This is a genomic window from Streptomyces sp. NBC_00162, from assembly GCF_024611995.1.
In the GTDB taxonomy this organism is placed as follows: domain Bacteria; phylum Actinomycetota; class Actinomycetes; order Streptomycetales; family Streptomycetaceae; genus Streptomyces.
Genome location: NZ_CP102509.1, coordinates 4,941,291 through 4,962,545, shown reverse-complemented (window position 1 = coordinate 4,962,545; position 21,255 = coordinate 4,941,291). Strand labels below are relative to the sequence as shown.

The following is a 21,255-nucleotide window of genomic DNA, read 5'->3' as shown; positions in this document are numbered from 1 at the left end:
GACCTGATTTCAAAGCCGTAACGCGAAGGAGCGAGCATGCCGACGTACCTCACCCCGGGCGTGTACGTGGAGGAGGTGCAGTCCGGTGCTCGCCCGATCGAAGGGGTCGGCACCGCCGTCGCCGCGTTCGTCGGGTTCGCCCAGAGCGGCCCGTTCCACGAGCCCACCCTCGTCACCAACTGGGACCAGTACAGCCAGCACTTCGGCGGCTTCACCGAGGGCACCTATCTGCCCCACGCGGTCTACGGGTACTTCGCCAACGGCGGCGGCGCCGCGTACGTCGTCCGCATCGGCGGGTCCGGCCAGGACGCCTCCGCACCGGCCGCCACCGGCGGACGCCCCCTGACCCGCGCGGCGGAGCCGGCCGAGCTCGGCGGCTTCCTGGTCGCGGCCCGGCCCGGCGTCACCGGCGTATCCGTGGAGATCGCCGACGCGGACGGCGAGAACCCGCCCGAGGACCGCTTCAAGGTCCTGGTCCGCCAGGGCGAGCAGGTGGCCGAGACCTACGAGGTGTCCGCCCGCAAGAACGTCAAGGGCTACCTCGTCACCCAGGCCCGCGCCTCGAAGCTGATCGAGGTCACCGAGCAGCGGGGCGCGAGCCAGACCCGGCCCGCCGCCCAGACCGTGGCCCTGTCCGACGCCCCGGCCGCGCCCGCTCCGGCCGGCCACGGCGACGTGTCCCGGCTCGACCCGGCCGAGTACGTCGGCGACGCGGCCGCCCGTACCGGGTTCGCCGGCCTGGAGACCATCGACGAGATCACCATGGTCGCGGTGCCGGACCTGATGAGCGCCTACCAGCGCGGCGACATCGACGCCGAAGGCGTACGCACCGTGCAGCTCGCGGTGATCTCGCACTGCGAGCAGATGGGCGACCGGGTGGCCGTCCTGGACACCCCGCCCGGGCTCTCCGCGCAGCAGGTGCGCACCTGGCGCAACGACGAGGCGGGCTACGACTCCCGCTACGCCACCCTCTACTACCCGTGGGTGCGGGTCTTCGACCCGGCCGCCGGGCACAACACGACCGTCCCGCCGAGCGGCCACATCGCCGGTGTGTGGGCGCGCAGCGACGCCGAGCGCGGTGTGCACAAGGCTCCCGCCAACGAGGTGATCCGCGGCGCGGTGGACCTGGAACTGCGCCTGAGCAAGGGCGAGCAGGACCTGCTCAACCCGATCGGCGTGAACTGCGTACGGGCCTTCCCCGGCCGGGGCATCCGGATCTGGGGCGCCCGCACCCTCTCCTCCGATCCGGCCTGGCGCTACCTGAACGTGCGCCGCCTCTTCAACTACCTGGAGGAGTCCATCCTCCTGGGCACCCAGTGGGTGGTCTTCGAGCCGAACGACGACCGGCTCTGGTCGAGCATCCGGCGCAACGTCACCGCGTTCCTGACCGAGGAGTGGCGTCGTGGCGCGCTGTTCGGCCGCACGGCGGCTGAGGCGTTCTACGTCAAGTGCGACCGGGACAACAACCCGCAGGAGTCGATCGACCAGGGCCGCGTGGTCTGTGAGATCGGCGTGTCGCCGGTCAAGCCCGCCGAGTTCGTGGTCTTCCGGCTGGCTCAGTTCTCCGACAGCACCAGCCTCATCGACGAGTGACCCTCCGGGGCAGCAAGGAAAGGTGAACGACAGTCATGGCAGAGGGCGATGCTCTTTCCACCCATATCTTCGGCGTACAGCTCGGTGGTTACCTGGTCGAATCGATCCAGGAGATCAGCGGCCTGACCGTCGAGGAAGAGGTCGTCGAGGTCCGCCAGGTCAGCGCGGAGGGCAAGCAGATCATCCGCAAGCAGCCCGGCGCCCGCCAGGCGGGTGAGGTCACGATCACCCGGGGACTCGACAAGAGCAGCGAGTTCACCAAGTGGATCAAGGAGACCCTGAACAACGGGGCCGTCGACACCGCTCGGCAGAACCTCACCATCGAGATCAAGGACTCCACGGGCGCGACCGTCCGCCGCATCCAGCTGATGCAGGGCTGGGCCTCCAAGTGGGAGGGCCCCTCCCTCAAGGCCGGCGAATCCGCGGCGGCCACCGAGTCCGTGACCATCGTGTTCGAGGAGATCATCGTCGAATGAGACGTCGTACGGTGACGGCGGGCAACCTGGAGGAGCTCCTCCAGGTCACGGCGCCCACGACGGCCCCGGAGCAGGCGGCGGCACCCCCGGCCGCCGCCGCTCCGGCGGCGCGCGAGGACCACGGACTGCGCACCGAGTTCGAGTTCGAGCTGCCGCGCGGGTACGTGGACGAGGCGGGCACGGTGCACCGGCACGGCGCGATGCGCCTGGCCACCGCCCGCGACGAGCTGCGCCCCCAGATCGATCTGCGGGTCAAGGAGAACCCGGCGTACCTGAGCGTGGTGCTGCTCAGCCAGGTGATCACCCGACTCGGCGCGATCACCGACGTGCACGCTGGGATCGTGGAGCGGATGTACGCGACCGACGTCGCGTTCCTCCAGGACTTCTACCGGCGCGTCAACAGCGAGGGGCACACCCGCGCGGCGGTGACCTGCCCGCACTGCGAAGGCGGCTTCGAGGTCGACCTGTCCGGTGGGCGCCTGGGGGAATCGTGACGTACGCCCTCCCCCGGCTCAAGGAGGAGATCGCGTACATCGCCTACCACTTCCACTGGCGGCGCGACGAGATCCTCGACCTGACCCACGGCGAGCGCCAGGAGTGGGTCACCGAGATAGCTCGTATCAACACCCGTGTGAACGAAGGCGGTTGAGCACATGGCATGGCGGGACAGGCTGCGTCGGCGCGCCGCCGTGCCGGACGCCGCGACGACCGACCCGGGTGCGGCGAACTCCGGCGGCGCCGCTGCCGCACGGGAGGTGGGCGTACCCGGCGACTGGGACGGCGGCTGGCGCATGACGTCACCGCCCGGACTGACCGTGTCCCGCGCGCCGATGGGTGTCAGCGACGGACTCGCCTTCCGGTCGGGCCTGGCCGCCTGGCGGGATCCGTCGTTCGACACCGGGCTCGCCCACGCCCTCCTGCCGTCCGCCCCGGCCGGTCTCGTACGCGGGGTGGCCCGCCCGGCCACCGCACGCCCCACCCACAGCGGCGGCGGCCCGCTGCTGCTGCGGGCGCTGCGACGCCCGTACGAGGCGGACGCCGCGCCCGGGACGGAGGAGCCGTTCGAGCACGTACGGTCCTCGTCGTCGGGTCCGGGTCGGGGTCCGGGTCCGGGTCCGGCTGAACCGCGGAAGAGCGCCACCCCGCAGGGGCGCGACCTCCCGCAGATCTCGCGCCGTGTACGACCCGGCGCCCCCTCGTCCGGCGCCTCCCCCTCCGGCGCCCCCTCGTCCGGCGCCTCCCCCTCCGGCGCGCCTTCGCCGAGCGGGCCGTCGTCCCGTCCGGGTCCCTCGGGTACGCGTACCCCGGCCCCGGATCCGCAGGCGTCCGAACCGGGCGCCGTCCCACCGTCCCCCGGCGGCGAGCGCTCGCGCAGCCAGGGCGTCGGCGCACCCGGCCCGGTCGTCGCGCGTGCCACCGCCCCCGGCGGCGCGCGGGAGCTCCGGTCCCCGGCCGACTCGGCAACCGATACCCGTGGCCTCACCTCCACGCACTCCGCGGCCGTGCTCGGTACGCCCGCTCCCGCTGTGCAGCGGGCCGTGTCCCCGGCCGCGCCCGGCCGTGCGCCGACGCCTGCGCGGTTCCCGCTGATCCGCCGTATCGCGGTGGTCCCCGACGCATCCGCCGCAGGTGCCCCGGCCACTCGGGGAGCGGCTGCTGCCGGGCGTGCTGCCGCGTCCCCGTCCGGCCCGCCCGTCCAGCGGGCCGCGGCGCGCACCTCCGCATCCGTCGGAACCTCTGGCTCCGCGGGGCCCGCCTCCACCTCCGTCCCGGAGGTCACCGGCACCACCGGCACCACCGGCACGACCGGCACCGCCGTGGTCCGGCCGCGCGCCGTCGGCCGCACGCTGACCGTCGCCCGGGTCCCTGCTGCCACGCCCCGGCGCCGCGTGTCCGTCGTACGTCCCCCCGAGACACCACGCCCCGCCCCCGAGCAGACGGCCCCGGAAACGCCCGTACAGCGTGCGGCAGCCCGCGCACCGCTCGGCGCGCCCGTCATGGAACTGCCGTCCACGGCGACGCCGTCGGGCCGCCCCGCAGCGGCGACGCCCGACTCCGCGCCCGCCCCGGCGATGCCCATCGTCCAGCGCCAGGCGGAAGCCGCGGCCGAGAGCCCGGCCCCGGGACCGGTCGTACCACCGACCACGACCACGGCCGGCTCCGAGGCGTCGGTGCAGCGGGTGCGGGGCCGTGCACCGCTCGGCGCTCCCCTCACCGAACTGCCGCCCACGGCCACGCCGTCGGGCCGCCCCGCAGCGGCGACGCCCGACTCCGCGCCCGCCCCGGCGATGCCCATCGTCCAGCGCCAGGCGGAAGCCGCGGCCGAGCGGCCAGCCCCGGGACCGTCCGCCCCCCGCGTGCGCTCCGGCCTGGGGGCGCCCCTGCCCGCACTGCCGCCGAGCGCCGCCGTGCCCACTCCCCCGTCGTCCGGGTCCCGAGCGGCGCGTCCCGCCGCCCCCGCCGCCCCCGCCGACGTCCAGCGCGCGCCCGCGCCCACGGACTCCGCGCGGCCCCAGGCGCCCTCCGTCCACGCGCCTCTGCTGGGCTCGGGCAACGTGGAGCGCCGTACCGCCGGACCCTCCGCCGGCCCCTCCGCCGCGACCACCCCCGCGCCCGGCGGCCCGGCCGGTGCTCCCCCGCTCGTCCAGCGGGCCGCCACCGCCGCGCCGGACCTCCCGACCCCGCAGAGCACTGCTCCTGCCATGCCCGCCGGATCACGGCGTACCGAGAAGTCGTCACCGGCCCGGAGCACACGCCCGGGTCCGGGAACCCCGCACCACACCCGCGGCGCCGAGGCAGCGCGCTCGGCGCCCCGGACCCTCCAACTCCTCGCGGCACGGCCCCTGGCCCTCGGCACCCGTGACATGGGGAGCGCGGCCGCCCCCGTTCCCCGCCCGGCAAGCCGTCCCGTGGTCGCGGCACGCTGGGCCGCCCCGTCCACCGCGCCGCAGCAGGTCCAGCGGGCCGCGGACGGGCCGCGGGGAACGTCCTCGCCGACCCCCGCGACGCGTACCCCCGCCCCGGCGTCCCCGGCCTCCCCGGGCCACGGCCCGCGTCCCGCACGCGCCGTGCGCCCGGCGCCCGCGCCGGCCGCCGCCCGGGTCGCGGCCGCCCCGCTGCCCGTGTCGGGACCGTACGCGCCGCCGCTCGTGGTCCAGCCGTCCGTGGCGGCCACGTCTTCGGCGCAGCCCGTTCCCGTGGTGCGGCCCAGGACATCGGCCCCTGCCGTCAGCCCGGCAGCGACCAGTCCCGCCCCACCGGCGAGCGGACCCCACCGGGCGAGCACGCCACCGGTGCAGCGCGACACGGGTGGCAGCCGGGGCACCACCCCCCGGGCGGCCGGCGTCCAGACCGCCGGGCCCGCGCCCCGCGGCGGCGGGCGCCCGGCCCCGGCCAAGGGGACCACCGCGGCCGGCCGGCACGAGAGTTCGCGCGATGCGGCGCCGCAGGTCGCCGACGCCGACCTGGACGACCTGGCCCGCCGCCTGCTGGATCCGGTCGCCCGTCTGCTCCGTACCGAGTTGCGGCGCGGCCGGGAACGCGCGGGCAGGCCCTTCGACGGGCGCCGCTGACAACGCCGCGCACGCTGAGCACGCCGAGCACGCTGAGAACACGGACGAACGAGAAACGGACGACGGACCGATGACGGACAACATCTTCGCGACAAGCGTGTTCTTCCGGCTGGCGATCGGCGGCAACGACCTGGGCGCCTTCCACACCTGCTCCGGCATGGGCGCCGAGGTCGAGATGGAGAGCTACGCCGAGGGCGGCAACAACGGCTTCACCTGGCAGCTCCCGGGGCGCGTGAGCTGGTCGAACATCACCCTCACCCGGCCCGTCACCGCCGACACGGCGAAGATCGGCCGCTGGCTGGACGAAACGCTGCGGCGGGTCGAGCCCAAGGACGGCGAGATCGTGGCACTGCGGCCCGACCTGAGCCGGATCATCAGCTGGCAGGTGTTCGGGATCGTCCCGGTGCGATGGCAGGGGCCGTCCTTCGACCCCGCCAACTCCGAGGCGGCGGTGGAGAGCTTGGAGATCGCCCACGCGGGTCTGCTGCCCTCCTGACCACCCGGCCGCCCAGCTCATCCCCCGTTCGTCCGCTTCGTCGTCACCGCTCCGGAAGGGAGTCCACGCCATGGCCTCATCGGCACGCGCCAGCCGCGCCAGGGCCCAGCTCACCCTCAAAGAGCCCCCGACCTCGGTCGGCGCCAAGCCCGGCGGGACGATCGCGAAGCTCAACCTCCAGTTCAACCCCTCGACCCTGCAGCTCGGCAAAACCACCGAGTGGCGGCGGTCCCCGTCCCGGATGGCGGGGCAGTCGGCGCTGCCCGAGTTCGTGGGCAGCGGGCCGCGAACCCTGAGCCTGGAGGTGTTCCTCGACGCCACCGCCACCCACGACAACTCGGTGGAGCAGGCGGTGGAGAAGCTGATGAAGGCGTGCGTGCCGACGCCGGCCAGCCTCGGCCGCAAGAAGCCGGCGAGCCCCTGGGTCCGCTTCGAGTGGGGCAGCGCGCGCACGACGTCGTTCGACGGGGTCCTGTCGAACCTGTCGGTGTCGTACACGCTCTTCGACGTGGACGGCAAGCCGCTGCGGGCCACCTGCTCGCTGTCCATCGAGGAGGCGAGCGTCGACCCGGCCGGCCAGAACCCGACCTCCGGGGCACGCACCGCCCGCAGCACGCACATCGTGGTGGCGGGCGACAGTCTGGCGATGCTGGCCTGGCACGAGTACGGCGACGCGACGGCCTGGCGGGTCATCGCGGAGGCCAACCGCATCGACGACCCGATGGCGCTCGTCCCCGGCACCGAGCTCGTGGTGCCGGCCCTGCGGGACCGCGACGACGAGGAGGAGCAGCGGTGAGCGGATCCGAGCCCGGGGGCCGGTCGTTCGCGGCCGACCCGATCGTGGAGGCACCCGGCGAACTGCCCCAGATCTGGGCGGCGCAGCTGGTGAGCTGTGTGGTGGACGAGAACGTGGGCCTGCCGGACACGGCGCTGCTCACCTACCGCGACCCCGACCACGAGTTCCTGCGCGCCACCGGCATCACCATCGGCTCCCCGCTGCGGGTGTCGGTGATGACCGTGAAGGGGCAGGCGCGGGAACGGCTGTTCAACGGCGAGGTCACGGCCCTGGAGATCGACCGGGACCGCACCGGCTCGTTCACCGTCGTACGGGCCTACTCCAAGGCGCACCGCCTCCAGCGCGGCCGCAAGGTCGTGGCGTACCGGAACATGACGGCCGCCGCGATCGTCCGCAAGGTGGCCGCGGGCGCCGGACTGGCCGTCGGGAAGGTAGAGGCCGCGCCGGTGACGTACAAGCAGCTGTCCCAGGCGAACGTCTCCGACTGGGACTTCCTGCAGTTCCTCGCGGGCGAGAGCGGCGCGCAGGTGCGCGTCGACGACAAGGGGCTGCTCCAGTTCACCAAGCCCGTGAAGGCCTCCGGGGCGCCCGCCCCGTCGACTTCGTCGACGCGCAATCCGATGGTCCTGGAGTACGGGCGGAACCTCCTTGCCCTGCGCGCGTCGCTGTCGGCCGCCGACGGCGCCTCGAAGGTGCAGGTGCGCGGCTGGGACGTGACCACCAAGCGGCCGCTGGTCGCCGAGCAGCCGTCCGTGGTCAGCGACACGGTGGTACCGGGCCTCAGCCCCCAGTTCGCGGCCCGGTTCGGGAAGTCGGCCGTGGCCGTCACCGACACGCCCTACCGTACGCAGGCCGAGACCACGGCGGTCGCGAAGGCGGCGGCGGACCAGGTCAGCGCCGGTTTCGGCGAGCTGGAGGCGGTGGCCGAGGGGAACCCGATGCTGCGGGCGGGCAAGCCGGTGGCGCTCGGCAACGTGGGGCAGGCGTTCTCCGGCCGGTACACGGCGACGGCCGTGCAGCACGTCCTGGAGCCGCACGGCGGCTACCGCACCACCGTGTGGGTCAGCGCCAGCCCGGACCGTTCCCTGACCGGCCTGGTGACCGGCGCCAACGCGCCGGGACGCGGCCCGCGCATCCCCGGTCTGGCGATCGGCGTGGTGACGGACGTACGCGAGCCGAACGGCTCCCAACGCGGCGCGGTGCGCCTGAAGTTCCCCTGGCTGGACGACACGTACGTCACCGACTGGGTGCGCACCGTCCAGTGGGGCGGCAAGGGCGGCGGCGGCGTGGTGAGCCCCGAGGTCAACGACGAGGTGCTGGTCGGGTTCGAGCAGGGGCTGCTCGACAGTCCGTACGTCATCGGCGGGCTCTACAACGGCGTGGACCAGCCGTCACCGCACGACGTGCCGCTGATCGACAAGACCAGCGGCAAGGTCAACCGCCGTTCGGTGGTGTCGCGTTCGGGCCACCGCGTGGAGCTGCTGGACGCTGCGGCGCCGGGCCCCTCCGGGCTGCGGCTGGTGACCGGGGACGAGCGGCTCGAGGTACGCATGGACGACCGCCGGGACCGGATCGAGCTCACCGTCTACGCGGGGCGGAACCGTCCGCTGACCTCCGTCCTCATGGACAAGAACGGCATCACGCTGGACGCCGGGCAGGGCACCGTGAAGGTGTCCGGCCGCCAGGTGGACATCGACGGAACCGCCGGGGTCAGCATCGGCGGCCGGTCGGTTCGGGTGAACGGAACCTCGGACGTCACCGTCAACGGCGGCCTGCTCGCCGTCCTCAAGGCCCGGCTCATCCGGATCAACTGACACCCCCCTCCCCCACCTGTCGCCACGACCGCCTTCCCCGAGGAGCATCCGATGCCAGCCGCAGCCCGTACCGGCGACCCCACCAACCACGGTGGCCGGATCGCCACGCCGCCGCCCGGCGCCGCCGCGGCGGTGGCGACGGTGCTGATCGGCGGGCAGCCCGCCGCCGTCGTGGGCAGCCTGCACGTCTGCCCGGTCCCGCCGCACGCGGCGACGGGCCCGGCCAACGTGATCCTGCCCAATCCGGCCGGCCTCGCCGCGGGCGCGGTGCTCATCGGCGGACTGCCCGCCGCCCGGGCCCGCGACCAGACCGCGTGCGGCGCGATGGTCCTGACCGGCGCCATGAACGTCCTGATCGGGGGCGTGTGATGAGCGAGCGGTTCATCGGACGCGGCTGGGCGTTCCCCCTGCGCGTCGGGCCGACCGGCGGGATCGCCATGGTCGAGCGGGAGCGGGAGCTGGAGGAAGCCATCCGGCTGGTCCTGGGCACCGCCCCCGGCGAACGGCCGATGCGGCCCGAGTTCGGCTGCGGCATCCACGAGTACGTCTTCGCCCCCGGCGACGGCGACACCGCCGGCCGGGTCGCCCAGCAGGTCCGCGAGGCCCTGGAGCGGTGGGAGCCCCGGATCGCGGTCGACGAGGTCGTCGTGGCCTTCGACTCCGTGGAGGCGGGCACCCTCTACATCGATGTGCACTACACGGTGCGCACCACCAACGACCGGCGCAACCTGGTCTTCCCCTTCTACACGATCCCCTCCGAGGAGGGGGCCGAGGAAATGGTCGCGGACTGATGGCCCTGCCCTCCCCCAACCTGGACGACCGACGGTTCCAGCAGCTCGTCGACGAGGCGAAGCGGTACGTGCAGCAGCGCGCCCCGGAGTGGACCGACCACAACGTCTCCGACCCGGGCGTCACCCTGATCGAGACGTTCGCCTACCTCGTGGACCAGCTGCTGTACCGGCTGAACCGGGTTCCGGACAAGAACTACCTGGCGTTCCTGGACCTGTTGGGCATCCAGCTGTACCCGCCCTCGGCCGCCGTCGCCGACGTCGACTTCTGGCTGTCGGCTCCGCAGCCCGAGACGGTGACGCTGCCCGCGGGCACCGAGGTGACGACCGCGGCCGGCGAGACCGATCCCCATACCGATACCGAGGCCGTGGTCTTCGCCACCACCGGCGATCTGCGGATCGTGCCGAGCGAGTTGACGCGCCTGGTCACCGCGCCCCGCACCGGTGACCTGACCGACCGGACCGGTGCGCTCGCCGAGGGCCGCGACATACCGTGCTTCCAGGCGACGCCCGAGCCCGGCGACGCGCTGCTGTTCGGCCTGCCGACCGCGGTGCCGCGCTGCGTGGTCGCGGTGCGCCTCGACAGCCGCGTCGAGGGTGTGGGTGTCGACCCGCGCCAGCCCCCGCTGGTGTGGGAGGCCTGGGACGGCGGCCGGTGGCAGCGCTGCGAGACCGGCGACGACAGCACCGGCGGTCTGAACCGGCCCGGTGAGGTCATCGTGTACGTACCGGCCGGGCACACCGCGTCGCTGATCAGCGGGACCCGCTCGGGCTGGCTGCGCTGCCGGGTCACCGAGCCGGAGCCCGGCCAGCCGTTCTACTCGGAGTCCCCGACCGTGCGCGAGGCCGCCGTCTTCACCGTCGGCGGCACGATGGCCGTGGAGCACGCCGAGCGGGTGAGCGACGTACCGCTCGGCGCGTCCGAGGGGGTGGCGGGGCAGACGTTCCGGCTCGGCCGCCCGCCCGTGCTGCTCGACGGGGAGCCCCCGGTGGTGGAGGTGTCCTCCCCCGAGGGGTGGCAGCGCTGGGACGTGGTGGAGCACTTCGGCCGCTCGGCGCCCGACGACCGGCACGTGCGGGTGGACGCCACCACCGGCGAGTTCACGTTCCCTCCGGTCCTGCGCGAGGCCGACGGCACCCTGCGCCCCTGCGGCGCCGTACCGCCCAAGGGTTCCCAGGTCCGCGTGGCCCGCTACCGCACCGGGGGCGGCCCGGCGGGCAACGTCTCCCGCGGCGCCATCTCCGTACTGCGCAGCTCCGTCCCGTACGTCGCCCGGGTCACCAACCGGGAGGCGGCGCGCGGCGGTGTCGCCGGGGAGACGATCGACAACGCCAAGCTGCGGGCGCCGGAGACGCTGCGCATGCAGGAGCGCGCGGTGACCGCCGAGGACTACGAGATCATCGCCCGCCAGGCGGCGCCCTCGGTGCGCCGGGTCCGCTGTCTGCCCGCCACGGGCAGCGAGGCCGGCGCGGTACGGGTCCTGGTGGTGCCGGACGCGGTGGCCGACGAGGGCGACCGGCTCCGCTTCGAGCAGCTGATCCCCTCCGACCAGGTGCTCACCGCGATCACCACCACCCTCGACGAACGGCGCCTGATCGGCACGCGCCTCGTCGTGGAACCGCCCGTCTACCAGGGCGTCACCGTGGTCGCCCGGCTGTCGGCGCCCGCCGGGGACGCGGACCGGGTGCGCGACGCGGCGCTCGCCGCGCTGTTCCGCCACCTCAACCCGTTGCGCGGCGGGCCCGACGGCGCCGGCTGGCCGTTCGGCCGGCCCGTGCAGTACGGCGAGGTGTTCGGCGTACTGCAACGCGCCATCGGGGACGTGCTGGTGGAGGAGATCCGGATGTTCGCCGCCGACCCGATCACGGGGCGGCGCGGTGCCCCGGTCGACCGGATCGACATCGGCGCGGGCGCCCTGGTCTTCTCCTACCAGCACCAGGTGGTCGTGACGGCCCCGGAGCCGGAGGTCCGCGGATGAGCCGGGCCGCCGTCCCCGGCCTGCCCAGCCAGCACCCGATCGGCGCGCAGCTGCCCGCGCTGTACGCCGACGACGACTTCGCCCAGCGGTTCACGGCGGGGCTGGACACGGTCCTGGCCCCTGTGTTCACGACCCTCGACAACCTGCCCTCCTACCTCGATCCCCGGCTGGCCCCGGCCGACTTCCTGTCCTGGCTGGCCTCCTGGGTGGGCGGTGTCGACGACCCCCGCTGGCCGGTCGAACTGCGGCGCGAGGCGGTGGCCCGCGCGGTGGAACTGCACCGATGGCGCGGCACCCGGCGCGGCCTGATCGAGGCCCTGCGCCTGGTGCTGGGGGTGTCCGCCGAGGTCAGCGGGGACGGCGGTGCCAGTTGGTCCCGTACGGGCGGCGGCGAGCTGCCCCCTCCCCCGGCCGACGAGGTGCTGGTACGGGTGTGGCCGCACCGCGAGGGAGGGGCGTACGAGGTGGACGCGGACCGGGTCCGCTCGCTCGTCCGCACCCTGTGCCCTGTCCACACGGTCTGTCGGGTGGAGGTCCTGTCCGGGCCGCCCGCGGGTGAAGGGAGGTGACGGCGTTGCGTGCGTGTCCCGTGTGCGGTGCGTCCAATGGTGTGACGGACGACTTCTGCGGCAACTGCGGTGCCTACCTGGGCTGGTCGGAGGACACCACCCCGACCACCCCCCGGGCCACGGCCCCGGAACGGGCGGAATCCCCGCCGCCCGCCGCCCGGAGCGCCGACGGCGCCACCGGGGCAACTCCAGCCCCGCCTGGGGGTCCCCCCGGACGGAGTCTGGGGGAGTTTGAGGCACCGGGCGCGGGGCGGAGCCCCGACACCCAGCCGCACACGACCCCCGCCACTGTGCCGCCCGCCGCCGCCGTACCGCCCGCCGCCCCGGAGGCATCGGCCCCGCAGCCCGTCCAGCCCCCGCAGCCCGTCCAGCCCGCGAAGGCCGTCGCGCCGCGCCCGGTCGTGCGTCCCGCCGCGGTGAACGACGACGTGGCCGGGGTGCCGTGTCCCTCCTGCGGCACGCCCAACCCGCCGGACCGCCGCTTCTGCCGCCGCTGCGCGGCGCCGCTGACGCCCGGCACCGCACCGGCTCCCCTGCCGTGGTGGCGGACGGTCTGGCCGTTCCGCCGCCGCACACGGGCGGGCTCGGGCCGGATGGTGCGCTTCCTGGTGATCCTGGCCGTGGTGCTGGCCCTGTGCGCGGCCGGCTTCCTGATGCTGCCGGCCGGACGCCACCTGATCGAGGACACCCGGGACAAGCTCGGCAAGGCCAAGGCGGTGACCGCGGCCCGCGTCGAGGCGAGCGCCGAGCTGCCCGGGCACCCGGTGAGCCACGCCACGGACGGGCTCAGCAACCGCTACTGGGGCGCGCCCGGCCCCGGTGCCTCGGTGACGTACACCTTCACCAAGCCGTTCCGCCTGGTCGACGTGATCATCACCAACGGCGCCTCGTCCTCGCCGGAGGACTACGCGAAACAGGGACGGGCGCTCCAGATCGACATGGAAGTGACGTCGCGGGACGGCCGGCAGGTCCGCAAGAAGCTCACCCTGAGCGACAAGCCCGGTCCGCAGACCTTCCCCACGGGCATCAGCGAAGCCACGACGATCCGGCTGACCCTCGACGCCCCCGCCGGGTTGACGGCTCCGGACCGCCATCTCGCCCTGGCGGAGGTGGAGTTCTTCCAGCGGAGCTGACGGCCCGGCGGATCACGCGCGAGGAGCCGGCCGGCCCTGCCCTAACGGTGCAGGGCTTCGGCCATGGGTGAGGCGCCGTCGGTGACGAAGGTGCGGATCGAGGCCAGGTAGGCGTCCCGGTCGACGTGTCCGGCGCCGTCGGCGTCCAGCGCGTCGAACGCCGATCCGGCGTTGCCGGCCGGATTGCCCAGCGCCTCGCGCAGCCGCGTGAACTCCGCGCGGTCCAGGGCTCCGTCCCCGTCGGTGTCGGCAAGGTCGAACAGCGACCCCAACGCCTGCCGGCAGACCTCGTCGAAGGCCTCGGCGCCCGCCCACGCCGCGTACTCCTCGAAGCTCACCTCTCCGTCGCCGTTCGCGTCCATCGACGCGAAGACCCGCTCATGGGCGGTACGGGCGACGGCGACGAGCGGGTCCTGCGCCCTCCGCCCCAGCGCCACGGCCGCACGCTCGGGGCGGGCGAGGTACTCGCGCCGGGAGATCACCCCGTCGCCGTCCACATCGAGCATGGCGAAGATATGACCCTTAGCGGTGATGGTGTCCACAAACATTCCTTTCGCGGGACTCTGAACCGACCCGCTGCCCATCCCCACCTCCCACCACACCCCCCACACGCCCCTGCGCCCCCTCTCACCCCTTTACGCCCCCACCTACGACGCGGCCCGCGCCCCTGTACCCGGCATCCGGCACCCGGAGGACCGAGGTCGGCCTCTGGCAGCCTTGGCGCATGGAATCCGTGCTGCTGACTCCCTGGGGTGCCGGGGACTTCTGGATGTTGGAGCGCAAGAACGAGGCCGTCATGACCCGGTACCTGGGCGGGCCGGAGCCCGCCGAGAAGCTGCACGACCGGCAGCGGCGGTACGAGGCCCTGAGTGCGCGGGAGCCCGCGGCCGGGCGGATGTTCCGGGTGGTGCTGGAGGGCTCCGGGGAGAGCGTCGGGAGCATCGGCTTCTGGGAGCGGGAGTGGCAGGGCGAGCCGGTCTACGAGGCCGGCTGGGGTGTCCTGCCCGAGTTCCAGGGGCGGGGGCTGGCCGTGGCCGCGCTGACGGAACTCCTGGCCTACGCGCGCATCCACGGCTCCCGCGACACCGTCCACGCCTTCCCGGGCACCGACCACGCGGCCTCGAACGCGGTCTGCCGCCGGGCGGGCTTCGAGTGCCTGGGTGAGGTCGACTTCGAGTACCCGCCCGGAGTCCCCCACCCCAGCTTCGACTGGTGCTACCGGCTCCGCCCCGTCACGCCGTCAGGATGATCCGGCCGCGCGTGCCCGGGGTCGCGAGGAGGGCGTGGGCCTTCTGGGCATCCGCCAGCGGGAAGGCGTCCGCGACCCGGAGGGTGAGGGCGCCCTCGTCGACGAGGGCGACCAGGCGGGCCAGGTGCCTCCCGTCCGCGGCGACCTCCTGCTCCTCGACCCGGATCCCGCGCTCCGCCGCCGGGGCGGCGCCGGGCCTCAGCCCGACGTAGACCCCGCCGTCGCGGACGAAGCCCAGCGCGGGCTCCCCCAGCACGGCCGCGTCCAGGACCCCGTCCACCGGCCCGGCCGGAGCCGCGCCGCGCGGTACGAAGGCGGCCGCGCCCAGCGACCGTACGAGCTCCTCGTCCTCAACACCCGCCAGGGCCGTCACCACGAGGCCCGCCCGCGCCGCGAGCTGGACCGCGAGGCCGCCGACCACGCCCGCCGCGCCGGTGACGAGCAGCGTGGCCCCGGGGGCGAGGCCCAGCTGGTCCACGGCGCGTGCCGCGGTGAGCCCGCCCAGCGGGAGCGCGGCCGCGGCCACGGCGTCCACGGTGGCCGGCGCGGCCGCCACGGCGGAGGCGTCGAGCACGGCGTACTCCGCATGCGTGCCCAGCGGCTTCACCGGCCCGTAGTGCAGCCCCACGACCCGGTCGCCGCGGCTCCAGCCGGTCACGTCCGCGCCGACCTCGGCGATCTCCCCCGCCGCGTCCCAGCCGAGACCGAGCCGCTGCCCGGCGCCGCCGAAGACGCCGGCGCGGACGGCGCCGTCCACCGGGTTCAGCCCGGCGGCCCGCACCCGGATCAGGACCTGCCCCGCCGCCGGGCGCGGCACCGGCACCTCGGCCGACTCGACCCGCTCCGGGCCGCCGAACTCGTTCACCACTACCGCCGACATCATCTGCTCGGTCATCGTCCACTCCCATTCGGTTCGTCCTCGATGAGCACTAACCTAGGGAGAGGTACTCTCCTTTCGTAAGTACGCACTTCGGGGTGCGTACCCGACCCGGAAGTGGGCACACATGGCCACCCGCACCGCCGCAGCCCTCCGCGAAGAGGCCCGCTTCGCCTATGACGCCTTCCTCAAGGAATGCCCCACCAGCCAGCTCCTGGCGCGGATCAGCGACAAGTGGGTCGGCCTCATCGTCAGCGCCCTCGGCCAGGCCGAGGACCGCTCCATGCGCTACAGCGACCTCGGGCGCAAGATCCCCGGCGTCAGCCAGAAGATGCTCACCCAGACCCTGCGCTCCCTCGAACGCGACGGACTGGTCACCCGCACCGTGACCCCCACCGTCCCCGTACGCGTCGACTACCGGCTGACCGATCTCGGCAGCAGCCTCGGCTGCCTCCTCTCCTCCGTGAAACTCTGGGCCGAAAACCACTTCGACGAGGTCAACACCCATCGCGAGAGCTACGACCAGACCACCGCGACCCCGTAATTCGGCCGCATCCACCGCCCCGGCAGTGGCATGCTGACAGGGTGAACGGACCCGGCATTCAGCTCACCCTCGCCCCCGAACTGCGCCTGTTCGCCGCGCCCAGCCGGCGCGCCGAACGGGTACCGACCGCGACCGACGGCGCCTCCAGCCTCGGCCACGTCGTCGAATCGGCCGGCGTCCCGCTCACCGAAGTCGGCCGCCTCCTCGTCGACGGCCGCGAGGTGCCCGTCTCCTACGTGCCCCAAGACGGCCAGTCCGTCGAGGTGTTCGGGGTCGACCGCCCCCAGCAGGTCCCCGGCGCACCGCTCCGCTTCCTCCTCGACGTACACCTCGGCACCCTCGCCCGCCGCCTGCGCCTGCTCGGCGTCGACGCCGCCTACGAGAACGAGGACATCGGCGACCCGGCCCTCGCCACCCGCTCCGCCGCCGAACAGCGCGTACTGCTCTCCCGCGACCGCGGACTGCTGCGCCGCCGCGAGCTCTTCGCCGGCGCGTACGTCTACAGCGACAACCCAGACGACCAACTGCGCGACATCCTCGGCCGGTTCGCACCCGCACTCGCCCCGTGGACCCGCTGCACCGCCTGCAACGGCCCGCTCCACGAGGCCGACAAGGACAGCGTCGGCGACCGCCTCGAACACGGCACGCACCGCTCCTACGACGTCTTCGCCCAGTGCACCGACTGCGAGCGCGTCTACTGGCGCGGCGCCCACCACGCCCGCCTGGAGCGGATCGTCGACGAGGCGGTCCTGGAATTCGGCACGGCCGACTCCGGCACCGTCTGACTCCACGCCTCGGCGGCCCGCGGGTGGCAGACTGCCGAGGCATGACCTCCGCAGTGGACGCAGTGGACACAGAGGACACGATCGACGTCGTCGTGGTCGGCGCCGGGCCCACCGGGCTGCTCCTCGCCGGTGACCTCGCCGCCGCCGGACTCTCCGTCACCCTCGTCGAAAGACGCCCCCGCACCGCCGCCAACCTCACCCGCGCCTTCGCCGTGCACGCCCGCACGCTCGAACTGCTCGACGCGCGCGGCCTCGCCGACGCACTCCTCTCCACCGGCCGGCGGATCGACCGCGTACGCCCCTTCGGAGGCATGGCTCTCTCCCTTCAACGGCTGAGCACCCGCTACCCGTTCGTACTCATCACCCCTCAATATGAGACAGAGAAACTGCTCGAGCGTCGCGCGCTGTCCACAGGCGTGGACATCCGATATGACTGCGAGCTCATCGGACTGAGCCAGGACCGGGACACCGTCACCCTCGACCTGCGCACCGCAAACGGCACCAGCACCGGCACCCGCACCACGCTCCACGCCCGCCACGCCATCGGCGCCGACGGCGTCCGCTCCACCGTCCGCACCGCCCTCGGCCTGCCCTTCCCCGGCCAGGCCGTCGTCCGCTCCATGATCCTCGCCGACGTCCGCCTGACCCGGCCCCCCGAGGACCTCCTCGCCGTCAACGGCAACGCCGACGCCTTCGGCTTCCTCGTCCCCTTCGGCGACGGCTGGTACCGCGCCATCGGCTGGCACCGCGACGGCCGCGCCCAGGACACCGACCCCGTCGGCCTCGACGAGCTGCGCGCCATCCTCCACACCGCCCTCGGCACCGACCACGGCATGCACGACCCCCGCTGGATCTCCCGCTTCCACAGCGACGAACGCCAGGTCCCCCACTACCGCTCCGGCCGCGTCTTCCTCGCCGGCGACGCCGCGCACGTCCACTCCCCCGCCGGCGGCCTCGGCATGAACACCGGCCTCCAGGACGCCGCCAACCTCTCCTGGAAACTCGCCGCCGTCCTCCACGGCCGCACCCCCGACCCCGAGGCCCTCCTCGACAGCTACCACCGCGAGCGCCACCCCGTCGGCCGCCTCGTCCTGCGCATCAGCGGCGCCGTGGTCCGCGCCGTCATGGCCACCGGCCCCGTCCGCCGCACCGCCCGCGGCCTCGGCGCCGCCGTCCTCCCCCGCATCGGCCCCGCCCGCGACCGCGCCCTCGGCCTGGTCTCCGGCATCGGGATCTCCTACCCGCCACCGCCCGGCACCCGCCGCCCCGCCGGCCGGCGCGCCCCCGACCTCGCCCTCGAGCCCGGCCCGCACGGGCAGCGGCTCTACGAGGCCCTGCGCTCCGGCGGCTTCGTCCTGGTCACCCCGCCCGGCCGGGCCACCCCGCCCGGAGCCCCGCTCACCCACGTCCACTGGCGCACGGGCCGGCGTACCACCCGAAGCGCCCGTGCCGGTGCCGCCCGTACCGCCCGTACCGCCTGCGTCCTCGTACGCCCCGACGGTTACGTCGCCTGGAGCGCGACCCGGGCCACCGACGCCGAACTCACGGCAGCGGTGGCGGCCTGGCTCCTGCCCGCCGCCACCCCCGGCCGTACGGCCGGTCCCGCTCAGAAGGCGTAGGCGTCTCCGGTGTCCAGCGCCAGCACCACGTGCTCGTTGTTCGCGTGGTTCCGGTCCGTCGCACCGCCGTTCCACCAGGTGTCGACCCGCACCACCACCTCCGGCGTCCGGTCCCGCAGATCCAGCACCAGCCCGATGTGCCGCCCCCGCCCGTGCAAGGGCAGCGGCCCGGTCTCGCACACCACCTCGCGCGGCCCGACCCGCGCACAGCCCTGCGACAGCTCCTGCCGGTCCGCGAGATCGGCCGAGAGCCGCACCCGCAGCGTCGCGTTGGGCACCGCCGACGGCCCCTCGTTCTCCGGGACCAGCCAGATCCGCAACTGGCCATGGGCCAGGGACACCCGCCCGTGGTACGCCACGTCGGCCTCCGGCCCCGCCCACCCGGGGGCCGCCGCCGCGGGCACCGCCCCACCGACCGCCAGCAGCCCGGCCAGCACCACACTCCGTACGGCAACACGGCGCATCGCCACCACCTCCACGCGCGGACGCTAGCCACCACCCGGCCCATCCGGTCGGACCATCACACGAATGAGGGCAGGCCGTCCCGCCATTCGCCCGCACCGCCCCGACGCCTGCGTAGGCTTCCGGCCATGCTCATCGCCCGCTCGGCCGCCCTCTTCGCCCTCGCCGCCCTCCTGGAGATCGGCGGCGCCTGGCTCGTCTGGCAGGGCGTCCGCGAGCACAAGGGCTGGGCCTGGATCGGCGCCGGTGTCATCGCCCTCGGCCTCTACGGCTTCGTCGCCACCCTCCAGCCCCAAGGCGACTTCGCCCGCGTCCTCGCCGCCTACGGCGGGGTCTTCGTCGCCGGATCCCTCGTCTGGGGCATGGTCGCCGACGGCTACCGCCCCGACCGCTGGGACGTCGCCGGAGCCCTCGTCTGCCTCGCCGGCATGGCCGTGATCATGTACGTTCCGCGGGGCCGCTGAGCCCCACCTATGCTGGCGGGTATTCGCCCGTACGAACGAACGAGGAGCCCCGCACATGAGCACGGCCACCAAAACCGCCGTCGTCACCGGAGCGAGCAGCGGCATCGGCGCCGCCACCGCCCGGCAGCTCGCCGCGGCCGGTTACCACGTCGTCCTCACCGCCCGCCGCAAGGACCGCATCGAGGCGCTCGCCGCCGAGCTCACCGCGGCCAGCCACGAGGCCACCGCCCACGCCCTCGACGTCACCGACCGCCCCGCGGTCGACGCCTTCGCGGCCTCCCTCGGCCGCTGCGACGTACTGGTGAACAACGCGGGCGGCGCCATCGGGGCCGAGCCCGTCGCCACCGGCGACCCCGCCGACTGGCGCACGATGTACGAGGTCAACGTCATCGGCACCCTCAACGTCACCCAGGCCCTGCTCCCGGCGCTCACCGGCTCCGGCGACGGCACGGTGGTCGTCCTGTCCTCCACCGCCGGCCACTCCACCTACGAGGGCGGCGCCGGCTACGTCGCCGCCAAGAACGGCGCCCGCGTCCTCGCCGAGACCCTCCGCCTGGAGATCGTCGGCCAGCCCGTGCGCGTCATCGAGATCGCCCCCGGCATGGTCAAGACCGAGGAGTTCGCGACCACCCGCTTCCGCGGCGACGCCGACAAGGCGGCCAAGGTGTACGCGGGCGTCGCGGAGCCCCTGTCCGCCGACGACGTGGCCGACACCATCACCTGGGCGGTGACCCGCCCCAGCCACGTCAACATCGACCTCCTGGTGGTCCGCCCCCGCGCCCAGGCCTCGAACACGAAGGTCCACCGCGAGCTCTAGTACTGCGGCACGAGGCCGCCGGCTCCAGCCCGGCGGCCCCTCACCCCCTTCGCGGACGGACCGACGGATCAGGCGTCCACGAGATCCTTCGAGCCGAGCTCGCCGAGCTTGCCCGGCTCGGCGAGCTTGCCGCGCGCGAACTCGAGATTGCGGGTCACGCGCTCGTGCTCGCCGGCCGGCAGCTTGCCGCCCGCGAGGAGGCGCTCCGCGCAGCGCGCCGACTCCTCGTACTCTCCGACCCAGTAGGCGGCCACCGCGAGTTCGTCGAGTGCGCGCCAGTCGTACCAGTCGAACTCCACGAACAGGATGTCCTGCGGATACGGGATCGCCACCGCCTGCCGCGCGAACATGTACGCGAGCGGCCAGCGCCGGCCGTTCACCCGGCACAGACGGGCGAGGTCGCCCAAGGCCTCCGCCCGCGAGGGACGGCATTCGTGCGCGCGCAGGAACCGGTCCATCACCTCGGCCTGCGGCCGGCCGAGGTTCACCGCGAGCCGTGCGGCGTACAGCTGCGCGCAGAAGACCTCCTCCGCGAAGCCGCCCATCGCCGCCCGCCGGTCATAGGCCTCGAGCGACTTCTCCGGCTCGCCCGCGTCCCGCCAGCTCTGGGCGAGGTAGAAGACGTAACGGGTGTTGTCGGGCTCCTTGCCCAGCCCCTGCTGGAGGAGCTCGGCATCGCGCAGGTACTTCTTCCGCTGGCCGTCCTCCCGCAGGCGCGCCCCGCCCCCCACCGAGAGGATGTTGGCGCCGGTGAGCGTCCCCAGGCTGTACGGCTTTCCGCACTCGATGTACTCGTGCAGGATTCCGACGTACCGCCAGGGCAGCCGCGTGGAGACCAGCGCCGGACGCCAGTGGATGATGGGCCCGTCATGCAGGGCGACGCGGTAGGCGTCGTGGGTCAGCGACTGCATGCGGAAACCCGGCTCCACCTCCATCAGGTCGTCGGCGTCGATGAACAGCAGGTAGTCCGCGTCGCCGCGCGCCATCGCGAGGTCGATCGCCTCACTGCGGCTCGCGTCGAACCCGTTGAAAGGGCTTTCGTGCAAGGCGCCGGGCAGGTCCCCGAGTACCTCGCGGATGACGTCCTGCGTGCCGTCCGTCGAGCCCGTGTCCAGGATGACCCAGCTGTCGATCAGAGGACGTACGGATTCGAGGCAGCGCCGGATGACCGGGGCCTCGTCCTTGACGATCATGTTCAGGCAGACGGTTGATTTCACAGCCC

Annotated in this window: 23 protein-coding genes; 19 read left to right on the top strand and 4 right to left on the bottom strand. The window is 74.1% G+C overall.

The genetic code is table 11. The annotated features are described in order from the left end of the window. Positions 1 to 36: 36 nt before the first annotated feature. The 13 genes from JIW86_RS23180 (at position 37) to JIW86_RS23120 (ending at position 13,216) form a co-directional block, all read left to right on the top strand. Complete coding sequence (locus JIW86_RS23180; protein ID WP_215146543.1) at positions 37 to 1,593, top strand: phage tail sheath family protein; 1,557 nt, start codon at positions 37 to 39, stop codon at positions 1,591 to 1,593. Between the two features lie 35 nt (positions 1,594 to 1,628). Next, on the top strand, positions 1,629 to 2,069 hold the full coding sequence (locus JIW86_RS23175) for a phage tail protein (RefSeq protein ID WP_030388073.1): 441 nt from the start codon (positions 1,629 to 1,631) through the stop codon (positions 2,067 to 2,069). After that, complete coding sequence (locus JIW86_RS23170) at positions 2,066 to 2,563, top strand: zinc-ribbon domain-containing protein (protein WP_257555758.1); 498 nt, start codon at positions 2,066 to 2,068, stop codon at positions 2,561 to 2,563. The genes JIW86_RS23175 and JIW86_RS23170 overlap by 4 nt, the downstream gene beginning before the upstream one ends. Next, positions 2,560 to 2,718, top strand: coding sequence for a DUF6760 family protein (locus JIW86_RS23165; RefSeq protein WP_215146541.1), 159 nt, complete (start codon positions 2,560 to 2,562; stop codon positions 2,716 to 2,718). The genes JIW86_RS23170 and JIW86_RS23165 overlap by 4 nt, the downstream gene beginning before the upstream one ends. A 4-nt stretch (positions 2,719 to 2,722) precedes the next feature. After that, entirely contained in the window at positions 2,723 to 5,641 is a 2,919-nt protein-coding gene (locus tag JIW86_RS23160; RefSeq protein ID WP_257555755.1) for a hypothetical protein, read from the top strand. Between the two features lie 70 nt (positions 5,642 to 5,711). Then, positions 5,712 to 6,137, top strand: coding sequence for a phage tail protein (locus JIW86_RS23155; protein WP_215148464.1), 426 nt, complete (start codon positions 5,712 to 5,714; stop codon positions 6,135 to 6,137). Between the two features lie 70 nt (positions 6,138 to 6,207). Then, positions 6,208 to 6,933 carry a LysM peptidoglycan-binding domain-containing protein gene (locus tag JIW86_RS23150; protein ID WP_215148462.1) on the top strand — a complete coding sequence of 242 codons (726 nt, stop codon included), beginning with the start codon at positions 6,208 to 6,210 and terminating at the stop codon, positions 6,931 to 6,933. After that, positions 6,930 to 8,747 carry a VgrG-related protein gene (locus JIW86_RS23145; protein ID WP_257555753.1) on the top strand — a complete coding sequence of 606 codons (1,818 nt, stop codon included), beginning with the start codon at positions 6,930 to 6,932 and terminating at the stop codon, positions 8,745 to 8,747. Before JIW86_RS23150 ends, JIW86_RS23145 begins: the two co-directional genes overlap by 4 nt. A 51-nt stretch (positions 8,748 to 8,798) precedes the next feature. Beyond that, complete coding sequence (locus JIW86_RS23140; protein WP_257555752.1) at positions 8,799 to 9,116, top strand: PAAR domain-containing protein; 318 nt, start codon at positions 8,799 to 8,801, stop codon at positions 9,114 to 9,116. Continuing rightward, positions 9,116 to 9,538, top strand: a complete 423-nt coding sequence (locus JIW86_RS23135) for a GPW/gp25 family protein (protein ID WP_030722541.1) — start codon at positions 9,116 to 9,118, stop codon at positions 9,536 to 9,538. The genes JIW86_RS23140 and JIW86_RS23135 overlap by 1 nt, the downstream gene beginning before the upstream one ends. After that, positions 9,538 to 11,514 carry a putative baseplate assembly protein gene (locus JIW86_RS23130; RefSeq protein WP_257555749.1) on the top strand — a complete coding sequence of 659 codons (1,977 nt, stop codon included), beginning with the start codon at positions 9,538 to 9,540 and terminating at the stop codon, positions 11,512 to 11,514. The genes JIW86_RS23135 and JIW86_RS23130 overlap by 1 nt, the downstream gene beginning before the upstream one ends. Further along, the gene (locus tag JIW86_RS23125; RefSeq protein ID WP_257555747.1) at positions 11,511 to 12,083 is read left to right on the top strand and encodes a phage tail protein; all 573 of its coding nucleotides are present in this window, start codon (positions 11,511 to 11,513) and stop codon (positions 12,081 to 12,083) included. The genes JIW86_RS23130 and JIW86_RS23125 overlap by 4 nt, the downstream gene beginning before the upstream one ends. A gap of 41 nt (positions 12,084 to 12,124) precedes the next feature. Then, complete coding sequence (locus tag JIW86_RS23120; protein WP_257555745.1) at positions 12,125 to 13,216, top strand: zinc ribbon domain-containing protein; 1,092 nt, start codon at positions 12,125 to 12,127, stop codon at positions 13,214 to 13,216. Between the two features lie 41 nt (positions 13,217 to 13,257). Here the strand turns inward: JIW86_RS23120 and JIW86_RS23115 are convergent, their stop codons facing one another. Further along, positions 13,258 to 13,758 (bottom strand): EF-hand domain-containing protein, encoded by a 501-nt coding sequence (locus tag JIW86_RS23115; protein WP_257555743.1) that lies wholly within the window; start codon positions 13,756 to 13,758, stop codon positions 13,258 to 13,260. Positions 13,759 to 13,940: 182 nt separating this feature from the next. Between JIW86_RS23115 and JIW86_RS23110 the strand changes: the two genes are divergently transcribed. Continuing rightward, positions 13,941 to 14,465 (top strand): GNAT family N-acetyltransferase, encoded by a 525-nt coding sequence (locus JIW86_RS23110; protein ID WP_257555741.1) that lies wholly within the window; start codon positions 13,941 to 13,943, stop codon positions 14,463 to 14,465. Here JIW86_RS23110 and JIW86_RS23105 read toward each other — a convergent pair. Next, on the bottom strand, positions 14,449 to 15,345 hold the full coding sequence (locus tag JIW86_RS23105; RefSeq protein WP_257559399.1) for an NADP-dependent oxidoreductase: 897 nt from the start codon (positions 15,343 to 15,345) through the stop codon (positions 14,449 to 14,451). The two genes, JIW86_RS23110 and JIW86_RS23105, sit on opposite strands and share 17 nt — an antisense overlap. A gap of 124 nt (positions 15,346 to 15,469) precedes the next feature. Between JIW86_RS23105 and JIW86_RS23100 the strand changes: the two genes are divergently transcribed. The 3 genes from JIW86_RS23100 to JIW86_RS23090 are packed head-to-tail and all read left to right on the top strand — an operon-like array spanning position 15,470 to position 18,290. Then, positions 15,470 to 15,886, top strand: coding sequence for a winged helix-turn-helix transcriptional regulator (locus JIW86_RS23100; protein ID WP_257555739.1), 417 nt, complete (start codon positions 15,470 to 15,472; stop codon positions 15,884 to 15,886). 41 nt (positions 15,887 to 15,927) lie between these two features. After that, the gene (locus JIW86_RS23095; RefSeq protein ID WP_257555737.1) at positions 15,928 to 16,671 is read left to right on the top strand and encodes a Mut7-C ubiquitin/RNAse domain-containing protein; all 744 of its coding nucleotides are present in this window, start codon (positions 15,928 to 15,930) and stop codon (positions 16,669 to 16,671) included. 41 nt (positions 16,672 to 16,712) lie between these two features. Next, positions 16,713 to 18,290, top strand: a complete 1,578-nt coding sequence (locus JIW86_RS23090) for an FAD-dependent oxidoreductase (RefSeq protein WP_257555735.1) — start codon at positions 16,713 to 16,715, stop codon at positions 18,288 to 18,290. On the opposite strand, the gene JIW86_RS23085 is transcribed toward JIW86_RS23090, so the two are convergent. Next, positions 18,278 to 18,754: a hypothetical protein gene (locus JIW86_RS23085; protein WP_257555733.1), complete on the bottom strand. Its 477-nt coding sequence runs from the start codon at positions 18,752 to 18,754 to the stop codon at positions 18,278 to 18,280. The two genes, JIW86_RS23090 and JIW86_RS23085, sit on opposite strands and share 13 nt — an antisense overlap. A gap of 126 nt (positions 18,755 to 18,880) precedes the next feature. Between JIW86_RS23085 and JIW86_RS23080 the strand changes: the two genes are divergently transcribed. Next, on the top strand, positions 18,881 to 19,216 hold the full coding sequence (locus JIW86_RS23080) for a YnfA family protein (RefSeq protein WP_257555731.1): 336 nt from the start codon (positions 18,881 to 18,883) through the stop codon (positions 19,214 to 19,216). 55 nt (positions 19,217 to 19,271) lie between these two features. Next, positions 19,272 to 20,033, top strand: a complete 762-nt coding sequence (locus tag JIW86_RS23075; protein WP_257555730.1) for an SDR family NAD(P)-dependent oxidoreductase — start codon at positions 19,272 to 19,274, stop codon at positions 20,031 to 20,033. 68 nt (positions 20,034 to 20,101) lie between these two features. Here the strand turns inward: JIW86_RS23075 and JIW86_RS23070 are convergent, their stop codons facing one another. Beyond that, on the bottom strand, positions 20,102 to 21,250 hold the full coding sequence (locus tag JIW86_RS23070; RefSeq protein ID WP_257555729.1) for a glycosyltransferase: 1,149 nt from the start codon (positions 21,248 to 21,250) through the stop codon (positions 20,102 to 20,104). Positions 21,251 to 21,255 lie beyond the last annotated feature (5 nt).